Annotated in this window: 12 protein-coding genes and 2 pseudogenes; 4 read left to right on the top strand and 10 right to left on the bottom strand. The window is 65.3% G+C overall.

Annotated features, from left to right (window positions below; translation table 11 throughout):
- Together MF407_RS15455 and MF407_RS15450 are read right to left on the bottom strand one after the other, a co-directional pair.
- Positions 1 to 284 (bottom strand): recombinase family protein (locus tag MF407_RS15455; RefSeq protein ID WP_239702828.1); only part of this gene is annotated, 284 nt, incomplete at its 3' end.
- An 89-nt stretch (positions 285 to 373) separates the two neighbouring features.
- Positions 374 to 781, bottom strand: a complete 408-nt coding sequence (locus tag MF407_RS15450) for a VOC family protein (RefSeq protein ID WP_239702827.1) — start codon at positions 779 to 781, stop codon at positions 374 to 376.
- Positions 782 to 852: 71 nt separating this feature from the next.
- Between MF407_RS15450 and MF407_RS15445 the strand changes: the two genes are divergently transcribed.
- Positions 853 to 1,428: a TetR/AcrR family transcriptional regulator gene (locus MF407_RS15445; protein WP_047312964.1), complete on the top strand. Its 576-nt coding sequence runs from the start codon at positions 853 to 855 to the stop codon at positions 1,426 to 1,428.
- Positions 1,429 to 1,587: 159 nt separating this feature from the next.
- Here the strand turns inward: MF407_RS15445 and MF407_RS15440 are convergent, their stop codons facing one another.
- The 4 genes from MF407_RS15440 to MF407_RS15425 form a co-directional block, all read right to left on the bottom strand.
- Positions 1,588 to 1,965, bottom strand: a complete 378-nt coding sequence (locus MF407_RS15440; RefSeq protein WP_129627208.1) for a DUF3052 family protein — start codon at positions 1,963 to 1,965, stop codon at positions 1,588 to 1,590.
- 77 nt (positions 1,966 to 2,042) lie between these two features.
- Entirely contained in the window at positions 2,043 to 2,495 is a 453-nt protein-coding gene (locus MF407_RS15435; RefSeq protein ID WP_239702826.1) for an SRPBCC domain-containing protein, read from the bottom strand.
- Positions 2,492 to 2,830, bottom strand: coding sequence for a metalloregulator ArsR/SmtB family transcription factor (locus tag MF407_RS15430; protein ID WP_129627202.1), 339 nt, complete (start codon positions 2,828 to 2,830; stop codon positions 2,492 to 2,494). The genes MF407_RS15435 and MF407_RS15430 overlap by 4 nt, the downstream gene beginning before the upstream one ends.
- Before the next feature lie 11 nt (positions 2,831 to 2,841).
- Positions 2,842 to 3,195, bottom strand: coding sequence for a VOC family protein (locus MF407_RS15425; RefSeq protein ID WP_129627199.1), 354 nt, complete (start codon positions 3,193 to 3,195; stop codon positions 2,842 to 2,844).
- Between the two features lie 375 nt (positions 3,196 to 3,570).
- Here MF407_RS15425 and istA point away from each other — a divergent pair.
- Together istA and istB are read left to right on the top strand one after the other, a co-directional pair.
- Positions 3,571 to 4,835, top strand: a pseudogene (gene istA / locus MF407_RS15420) (IS21 family transposase).
- Positions 4,835 to 5,650 carry an IS21-like element helper ATPase IstB gene (gene istB, locus MF407_RS15415; RefSeq protein ID WP_129627193.1) on the top strand — a complete coding sequence of 272 codons (816 nt, stop codon included), beginning with the start codon at positions 4,835 to 4,837 and terminating at the stop codon, positions 5,648 to 5,650. The pseudogene istA and the gene istB overlap by 1 nt, the downstream one beginning before the upstream one ends.
- 601 nt (positions 5,651 to 6,251) lie before the next feature.
- On the opposite strand, the gene MF407_RS15410 is transcribed toward istB, so the two are convergent.
- From MF407_RS15410 to MF407_RS15395, 4 genes and pseudogenes are all read right to left on the bottom strand, one after another.
- Entirely contained in the window at positions 6,252 to 6,863 is a 612-nt protein-coding gene (locus MF407_RS15410; protein WP_239702932.1) for an IS3 family transposase, read from the bottom strand.
- 41 nt (positions 6,864 to 6,904) lie between these two features.
- Positions 6,905 to 7,186 carry a transposase gene (locus MF407_RS15405; protein WP_129627187.1) on the bottom strand — a complete coding sequence of 94 codons (282 nt, stop codon included), beginning with the start codon at positions 7,184 to 7,186 and terminating at the stop codon, positions 6,905 to 6,907.
- 132 nt (positions 7,187 to 7,318) lie between these two features.
- Positions 7,319 to 8,436, bottom strand: a pseudogene (locus MF407_RS15400) (ATP-binding protein).
- Positions 8,436 to 9,158, bottom strand: coding sequence for a response regulator transcription factor (locus MF407_RS15395; RefSeq protein ID WP_239702825.1), 723 nt, complete (start codon positions 9,156 to 9,158; stop codon positions 8,436 to 8,438). The pseudogene MF407_RS15400 and the gene MF407_RS15395 overlap by 1 nt, the downstream one beginning before the upstream one ends.
- Before the next feature lie 163 nt (positions 9,159 to 9,321).
- Here MF407_RS15395 and MF407_RS15390 point away from each other — a divergent pair, with 163 nt between their 5' ends.
- Positions 9,322 to 9,561 carry an SHOCT domain-containing protein gene (locus MF407_RS15390; RefSeq protein ID WP_115921511.1) on the top strand — a complete coding sequence of 80 codons (240 nt, stop codon included), beginning with the start codon at positions 9,322 to 9,324 and terminating at the stop codon, positions 9,559 to 9,561.
- Positions 9,562 to 9,574 lie beyond the last annotated feature (13 nt).

Raw genomic sequence — 9,574 nt, 5'->3', positions numbered from 1 at the left:
AGGCTGGGGGCGACTCCCTTGGCGGTGAGCTCGTCGGCGATGTCCCAGTCGTCGGGTAGAGACCGGGTCAGGCGGTCGAGTTTGCTGACCATGAGCGTGTCACCGCGGCGGACGGCGGCCATCGCCTCTCCGAGCCCTGGTCGGGCTCGGCTGGTGCCAGTGAGACCGTGGTCGACGTAGATGTGTTCTGCCTGGATACCGAGGGAGAGGAGCCCGTCGTGTTGAGCGGTGAGGTCCTTCTCGGCGGTGGAGGCCCGGGCCAGGACACCGAACGGCTCGTGCACACCCCCTGGTGCGCTGAGCGATCGAGTGTCCGTGGTGTGTGGAGGCTCGCCGCGCGGAGGAGCACGATGCGGGCTACCATCAGCGCTCGTCAGCCTTCGAGGTAGGCGTCGGCATATGCGGCGCTCGGCGCGATGGGTTGGATGACGTCCAAGAGGACTCCGTCGGGGGCGGCGACGATGAAGTGTCGCTGTCCGAAGTCCTCATCGCGGAGGGTGAGGAGGGGCTCCAGACCGGCCTTGCCGGTGAGCCGGTCGTGGACGGCGTCGACGTCATCCACTTCAAGGTTGAGGATTACCCCCTGCGGGAGAGCGCGGTAGTCGGCGGGGATGGTCTCGTGCTGGTAGGCGAGGACGGCAAGCTCGAAGGTTCCGAGGCGCAGGCTGACGTACCAGTCGGATTCGTAGGTGACCTCGAAGCCGAGGGCGTCGCGGTAGAAGGCGGTCGCAGTGGCGACGTCGTGCGAGGTGACGACGGGGTAGAAGCTGGTGACGGACATGACGTTCTCCTTTACGTACACTGAGGATGTAAGGGAAGAGTACATGCACAACGTACGTAAAGGAAGAGTTCATGCCGCGTGCCTCCGCTGCGGATGCTGCTTTGACCGCCGAGCAAGTCCTGGATGCCGCGACCGCGCTGTTCGCAGCCGGCGGCTTCGCCAGTGTCTCGCTCGATGACGTCGCCCGGGCCGCGGGGGTGACCCGGGGCGCGGTCTATCACCACTACCGCAGCAAGCCGGGACTGTTCCGTGCGGTCGCCGCGAGACTCCAGACGCAGGTTGCCGCGGCGGTGGTGGCAACTGCCGACCGCGAGGCGGGCGCGGTGGAGCAGCTGCGGTCCGGCTCGCACGCGTTCCTCGATGCGATCACCGCGGCTCCGGCCGTGCGGATCCTCCTGATCGACGCGCCGTCTGTGATCGGATGGGAGGAGTGGCGGCGCCTCGACGCCGAGAACTCCGGGGCACAGCTGCGGGAGGCGCTTCGGGACGCAGGCGCCCCCGCCGAGCTCATCGAGGCGATGGCGGCGCAGCTGTCCGGAGCGATGAACGACGCCGCACTGTGGATCGCGCAGCACGACACCCCCGCAACCGCGCGAGAGCAAGCACACGCCGCGCTCGACCGGCTCATCGCCGCCGCGATGGCGTGACCGTCCCAGGACCGCTGTGATCCTTCCGGCGGGAGCGCTCATGTCCAATGTCTCGAACACCGTGCGCTTGGGGTACTCAATCCGTAGACCTCGCGCCTGGATCGCGATGTCCGCACTCGGCGTCGGTTCCGTCCGTCCTAACGTCATGTCGTGCCTCGGTCAGTTCATGGGCTTGAGGCGAACCGACGACCAGTTGTCGGAGAGCGAGATGTTGCCGTTGAGGGTCCAGCCGGACTCCTCGGCGCGCTTCCAGATGCTGTCGCGGTTGATGTCGGCCTTGTTGCCTTTGGGGTAGCCGATCCAGACGGCCTTCGGCGACGAGAGCAGCGGAAACACGCTGTTCAGCAGCGTGTCGAGTTCGTCGCGATCATGGGCGAACATCACCACGACGTCGGTGGTGTCGCGGTCTATCCCGTCGATGACGGTGACGTCCTCGGGGAGGGGGTCGAGTAGCCCTCGGTGCTCGGGCGAGGAACGGCCGAGCAGCAGCTCGGTACCGGGCTTGATCTGGAGCTTCTCCGCGATAGTGCGTGCCATGGTTGGCCTTCCTTGTTCTTATTCGTTCCCTGACATGTGTCAGCCGTGGTCGGGCGGCGCGGGTCGATTCGGTCCGGTCACCGCAGGTGCTGGAGCAGTTCGCTCAATCGGCGCAGGACGTGGCTTCGCCAGCCGCCGTTCATGAACTTCCGGGCGAGTTGCTGCGTGGGGTCGTCGAGATCGAAGCCAGCGTGCTCCAGGAACAGGCGGGTGCCCTTCCCCTCAGGCTGCAGCGTCCAGGTGACCGTGGTCGCCATCCCGTCAGTGTTCTCAGCGTCGGCCCAGCTGATCCGCAGCATCTTCTGGGGTCGCATGTCGAGCACCTGGCATGAGATCTGTCCGGAGAAACCGGTCTGCGCCACCGGACGTGCCCTGAAGGTGAACTTGTGGCCCACGACAGGTTCGAAGTCGTTGGGCATCAGCCACTGGGCCATGAGCTCCGGGGTCGTGAGCGCACGCCACACCTTGGGCGGCGGATGCTGGAAGTACTGGTCAACCTCGATCCGAGTCAGGTCGTCATGTGTGGTCATTCTTCATCCATCTCATCGAGAACGCCGCCGAGCGCGGTCATCCGGTCGCGCCAGAAGCGCTCATACGGTGTGAGCCAGTCGATCAGCTCGACCAACGGTTCACCCGTGACACGGTAGAAGCGGTGCCTGCCTTCCTGTCGCTCGTCCACAAGTCCCGACTCGCGCAGCGAGCGGAGGTGCTCGGAGACGCTGGGACGGGCCATGTCGAACTTCCCTGCGAGTTCCCCGGCGGTGTGCTCACCGCCCAGCAGCGCGTCGAGGATGTCACGACGAGTGGGGTTGGCGAGAGCGCCGAACACCTCGTCCAGCGGTCCACTCTTGAATCGCCGAGGCACAGCGCGTCGCCTTAGCCCTGCAGTACGAAGCCGTTGCCGTCCGGGTCTGAGAAGGTGGCCTGCCGACCCCACGGCATGTCGTTCGGTCCGTCGACGACCACGCCTGCCTCCTGCAGGCGTGCGACGTCAGCGTCGAGGTCGGAGCTGGCGAACAAAGTGCCCTGCCCGCCGCCGGCACTCATTCCGGGGAACGGCTTGTGCAACACGAGGGTGGTGCCGCTCGGGGCACCTACCTCAAGCCAACGGTTCTCGCCGAAGGTCTGGTCGGTCTTCACTTCGAGCCCGAGCGCGTCGACATAGAAGTCGTGCGCACGGTCCTGGTCGGAGACGAATACGGTCACTGTCTTCACTGTGTTGATAGCCATGCTTGCACCTTACGTAGGAAAAAACCTACACGTCAAGCTCAGTGCGCTCAGAGACGCGAAGCAGCAGCCTGCTGGACCTACTGCCTGTTGGACCTACTGATCGACCCCCAGCCCCCAGCGGTGTCACCGCTCAGCGATATCCATCTTCTCGCCGCCAGGCATGGTGTCGAACGAGAACGACAAGTGGTGTCAGGTGAACTCGACAGAATCACCGCCCGGACCAGGCGCACGAGATCGTCCTCACTCTCCAAACGACGACGAGTATTGAAGTCAACTGGCATGTGTCAACGGCACGTGAAAACTGACCCCCAAACGGCAACTGAAAGTTGACCCTCTCCGAGAGCCTGTCCTCGACGTCGAGGCAGGAGATGCGGAGTGTTGGCAGTGGAGGACTGGGCTGAGATCCGGCGGTTGCACCGCGCGGATGGAGTGCCGATCAAGGTGATCGCCAGATCGATGGGGATCTCGAAGAACACGGTGCGCAAGGCGCTGCGTGATGAGGGCCCGCCGCGTTACGAGCGGGCGGTGCGTGGGTCGTTGGTCGATGCGGTCGAGCCGCAGATCCGTGAACTGTTGCGGGTCACGCCGACGATGCCCGCCACGGTGGTAGCCGAGCGGATCGGGTGGGAGCACTCGATCCGGATCCTGCGGACCGGGTCAGCGATCTGCGGCCGGTGTACTTGCCGCCGGACCCGGCGTCGCGCACGACGTATGAGCCGGGCGAGTTGGCGCAGTGCGACTTCTGGTTTCCCGACATCGAGCTCCCGGTCGGGTTCGGGCAGACCAGGACGGCGAAGCGGTTGCCGGTGATGACCACGGTGACTGGCTATTCGCGGTGGTCGGGCGGCTTGTTGATCCCGTCCCGGGAGGCTGCGGATCTCTACGCCGGCTGGTGGCAGCTGGTGTCGACCCAGTTGCAGGGGGTGCCGAAGACACTGGTGTGGGACGGCGAAGGAGCGGTTGGTCGGTGGCGTGCACGCCAACCCGAACTCACCGGCGATTGTCAGGCGTTCCGGGGCGTGCTCGGCACCAAGGTCTACATCTGCAAGCCTGCCGACCCTGAAGCCAAGGGAATGCTCGAGCGGCTCCACGACTACCTGGAAAAGTCGTTCCTCTCCGGTCGCACGTTCACCTCGCCAGAGGACTTCAACACTCAGTTGGCTGAGTTCTTCGCGCGGGCCAACGCCCGTCGGATGCGGGTGCTGGGCTGCAGCCCCGGTGACCGGGTCGCCGCGGACCGCGCCGCGATGATGTCGCTGCCACCGGTGCCGCCCGAGGTCGGCTGGCGCAAGACGATGCGGCTTCCACGCGACCACTACGTCCGGCTCGACTCGAACGACTATTCGGTCCATCCGGCCGTGGTCGGACGCCGGATCGAGATCCACGCCGACCTGGAACGGGTGTGGGTGACGTGTGAGGGCGCGATCGTGGCCGACCATGCGCGGGTATGGGCCCAGCACCAGACCATCACCGACTTCGAGCACACCGTGGCCGCCAAGTTGCTGCGGCAAGGCCGCGGCGACTTGTTGCGGCCGGTCGCGGAGGCGGTCACCGGCGAGGAGGTCGAGGTCCGATCGCTCGGTGTCTACGACCAGATCCTCGGACTCGTTGACGAGCTTGTGGATGAGGAGGTGTCGTGATGGCTGCGCGCACCACCACGAAGACAGCCCCGAGGACAGGACGCGATGTCACCAGCGAGCTGGAGTACCTGACCCGGGCGTTGAAGGCACCGACCCTGCGCGAGTCGGTCGAACGGCTCGCCGAACGCGCCCGCGAGGAAGCCTGGACGCATGAGGAGTTCCTCGCTGCCTGCCTGCAACGCGTAGTGTCAGCACGAGAGTCCCACGGCGGCGAGGGACGAATCCGGGCCGCCCGGTTCCCCTCCAGGAAGAGCTTGGAGGACTTCGACTACGACCACGCCCGCGACCTGAAACGCGAGACCATCGCGCACCTGGGCACCCTGGACTTCGTCGCCGCCAAGGAGAACGTCGTCCTCCTCGGACCGCCAGGAACCGGGAAGACCCACCTGGCCACCGGACTCGCGATCCGGGCCTGCCAAGCCGGCCACCGGGTCCTGTTCGCGACCGCGTCCCAGTGGGTCGACCGACTCGCCGAGGCCCACCACGCCGGCAAGCTGCAAGACGAACTGCGTCGACTGGTCCGCTACCCCGTGCTGGTCATCGACGAGGTCGGCTACATCCCCTTCGAACCCGAAGCCGCCAACCTGTTCTTCCAACTCGTCTCATCCCGCTACGAACGGGCCAGCCTGATCGTCACGTCGAACAAGAACTTCGCCCGCTGGGGCGAGGTCTTCGGCGACGACACCGTCGCCGCCGCGATGATCGACCGGCTCGTCCACCACGCCGAGGTCATCGCCCTCAAGGGCGACTCCTACCGGCTGAAGAACCGAGAACTCGGCCGCGTCCCCGCGGCCGTCACCGAAGAAAACCAGTAACCGAGGGGGTCCGTTTTCGATTGCCGTGAGGGGGTCAGTTTTCAGCCACCGTTGACAGTTGCGACATCGGAGAAGGCGGCCTCCCAGACGCGGCCCTCCTGAACAGCAGTACCGCCGCCAGCCAGAAACATCACCACCCGGCGGATGCTATCGCCAGGTGTGGATCACGACGGGTGGCCTGCTTGGTATCGGAATCAACCTCGCTCATCCTCCCGTGCTCGACTCCCGCAATCGGTCCCATCGAAAATCGTTCACAGGCTATACGCGAAAGTAACTTGACATAACCACGGATCGAGAGGCCCGCACGCGTTTGACGTGCATGAATGCCAGCCATCAGATGCAGTGAGAATCATCCTCATCTGCTGTCGCCACTCATTCCCGCTCTCATAGTGGCGTCAAATGGGGCTGAAAGCGGTCGGAGATGAGCAGACTTCCAATTCTGCTCATCTTTCCTGCATCTCGACAGCAGCAGCTGTCGAGATGCAGCGAACTTTGATCAAACGGCGATTCGATCAAAGTGGGGCCTCGTTTTGGCTCTCATTGGGCATTGCGATTGCACAGATTGGACACTTGTCCGGTGTGAGAACTGTTCTCATCGTGGTCACGTTGCAGCATTCATGCAGGTCAACGAGTCGACGCATTCGCGTGGTCGAGTTATGTACCACAAGGTGTATTGGGCTCCTCTGTCCGAATGCACCGTGGTCCCAACGGGTTTGCGTTGCCATCGCGCCATGTCGAGGGCGTCGACGACCAGCTCGGTGCGCAGGTGGTCAGCGATGGACCAGCCCACGCAGCGGCGGGAATGCACGTCGATCACCGCCGCGCAGTAGACCCATCCCTCGCTGGTGCGGTGCTGGGTGATGTCGGTGACCCACAACCTGTTCGGGGCGTCCGCGACGAACTTGCGTTGCACGTGGTCCTCGAACACCGCCTCGGAGCGTTTCGCGTGCCGCCACCTGCGGCGGTGCACACCCTGCAGCCCGTGGACCCGCATGAGCCGTTCCACGCGTTGCCGGCCGCAGCGGCGGTCCTGACCGAGGGTGAGCTCAGCATGGACACGACGGACCCCGTACGTGCCACGGGCATCAGCGTGGACGGCGATGATCGCGTCGAGCAGGTGCGCGTCCTCAAGGTCACGGCTGCTCGGGCCACGGGTACGCCACTCGTAGTAGCCCGAGGTGGAGACCTTCAACACCCGGCACGTCACCGCCACAGGCAAGCCCTGAGCGGCGAGTTCGTGGACGAACCGGAACCCTATTTTGGGAGCACGTTCTCCCGCGCGAAGTACGCCGAGGCCCGCTTGAGGATCTCGATCTCCATCGCCTGGACTCGAGTCTCCCGGCGCAGCCGGACCAGCTCGGCCCGCTCGTCCTTGGTCAGGCCGTGGCCGGCGTCGATATCGGCTTGGTCCATCCACCGCCTCAGGCATGACTCACTGATCGAGAGGTCCTTGGCGATCTGGGCGATTGGCTTCTCCCTCAAACGCGCTAACTCCACGGCGCGCTGCCGGAACTCCGGCGACTTCGGTGCAGGCATCTCCTGTACTCCTTCCCGAGAGGATCATCCCCTCAAGATCGGTGCCCGGAAACCTCAGGACAGGTCATTGCCGAGTCAGGCCGTGCGGCTGCGGAGGGGAGGCGATCCCCGGAGTCGAGTCTTGAATATTGGCTAACGCCCGGGGAGTGGGAGGGTGAGTATGAGGCGTGTGCCTTCTCCCTGGCCGTCACTGTTGGCGGAGATGCTTCCATGGTGGGCGTCGATGAGAGCTTTGCTGATGGTCAGCCCGATGCCTGAACCTGTGCGGTCGCGGGTGCGGGCGGCGTCACCTCGATAGAACCGTTCGAAGGCGTGCTCGAGTTGTTCGGGGGTCATTCCGTCGCCGTCGTCGATCACGGAGATTGCCGCTTCTTCACCTTGGCGGTTGGCCGCCAGGATGACGGTTCCTCCTGGGGGGTGTGGCGGAGTGCATTGGTGAGGAGATTGGTCAGGACCTGTCCGATGCGGTTTCGATCGACGTGGACATCGAGCCCTGTGGCGGTTGGTGGCTCGACGACGAGGTTGATCCCCTTGGCGGCAAAGGCGTCACGCATGCCCTCGTGGGCCGCCCAGAGAAGATCCCTGACGTGGTGTGGGCGGAGGTCGAGCGCGAGTCGGCCCTCCTCGGCTGTGGAGACCTCGTCGATGTCGTCGGCGAGGCGCGCCAGCCGGCGGGTTTGCTCCTCCAGCGCCGCGCGAGATTCTGGCCCGAGGGCGGCGATGCCGTCGTGGAGCCCTTCGTGGTAAGCGCTCAGGGTCGCGATCGGTGTGCGGAGTTCATGGGCGAGGTCTGACAGCATCCGTCGACGGGTGTCCTCGATTCCTTCGAGCCTGCTGGCCATCGTGTTGAACGCGGTTGCGAGGGTCTCCAGTTCGGTGCCTGAGGCGCTGGTCGGCACGCGCGTGGAGTAGTGGCCACGGGTGAGTTCCATTGCAGCAGTGGTCACCTGTTCGAGAGGGCGGCGGAGCCGTCGGGTGAGGAACCATGTCACCGCGCCGGCAGCGATCAGCGAGATCAGAAGACCGACCCCGACGGAGATCAAGGACGCATCGCGGTAGGCCGTCTCGATATGGACGAGCTCAGGCGAGTTCTGTTGGTGGCCGGACTCGACGAGGTGCTGGTGGAAGATGGGTGGGCCGATCATGGCGGCGACCAGGCCGACAGTGAGGGCACCGGCGACCAGCACGATGGCCTGTCCAGCCAGGAGGCGGGTCGCCAGCCCAGCGCTGTTGGTGCGCGCTGGCGCCATCACCCTTGTCCCATCCGATAGCCCACGCCTCGGACCGTGGTGATGTATCTGCCAGTTTCGGGGTCGTCGCCGAGTTTGCGGCGCAGGTGAGCAACGTGAACATCGACGAGGTGCTCGTCGCCAACCCAGTCCGGTCCCCAGATGTCGTCAATGAGCTGGCGCCGGGAGAACGCCATCGACGGACGGCGCGCCAGAGCCATGAGCAGGTCCCGTTCGGTGGGGGTGAGGGCCACCTCGACGTCGCCCAGGTGCACACGCTGGCCGTCCGGGTCGACACGTAGTGCACCGAACACCCTGGTCGGTTCACTACGGGCGGTCCCGGAGGCGGTGGTGGATCCGGTGCGGGGTCGTCGCAGTACCGCTTGGACTCGTGCGACCAGTTCGCGGACGCTGAACGGTTTGGTGATGTAGTCGTCCGCGCCGACGGACAACCCGATGAGGGTGTCGATCTCGTCCTTTCGGGCGGTGACGACGATGACGTAGCAGTCGGTGAAGGTGCGGAGCTGACGGCACACTTCGATGCCGTCCAGCCCGGGGAGGCCCAAGTCCAGGATCACGACATCGGGTGCTAGATCACGCGCGGCTTGGACGCCGTCTGGGCCGGTGTGGACCACACTGGAGTCGTAGCCAGCGCGGGAGACGTAGGCGGCGATCATTCCGGCCAGCGTTGTTTCGTCCTCGATGATCAGGACTCGAGCGCCCGGTGGTGGTGTCGTGCTCACCCTGACAGTGTCCCTGCCCGCCGCCCACGCCACGACCTCTCTGACGGTGCCGGGGTAGATCTTCGTCAAACCTCAACCTCGCCGCGGTCCGGTCTTGAGGGTCGAGTTGCACTGTGGATCGTGACGGTGCAGCGCGCCACGACGACGGGAAGGGAGGGCGCTCATGATGTGGGGCAACGGGACCGGGATGGGCTGGTGGATGTGGCTCGTGATGGGCGGCGGCGCCCTCGCCTTCTGGGTCGTCATTGTGCTGGTGATCCGGGCCCTGCTCCCGGCCGCGCGCGTCAGGCAGGAATCGGCCCGACCGGATCCGCTCACTCTCCTCAAGGAGAGCCTGGCCCGCGGCGAGGTGAGCCTGGAGGAGTACGAACAACGCCGCCGCCTCATCGTCGATGGCCACTGACAGCGACCACCCA

Source organism: Yimella sp. NH-Cas1, assembly GCF_022359705.1.
Lineage (GTDB): Bacteria > Actinomycetota > Actinomycetes > Actinomycetales > Dermatophilaceae > Yimella > Yimella lutea.
Note: the sequence above shows the minus strand (reverse complement) of the source record. Positions and strands in the feature narration are given on the sequence as shown.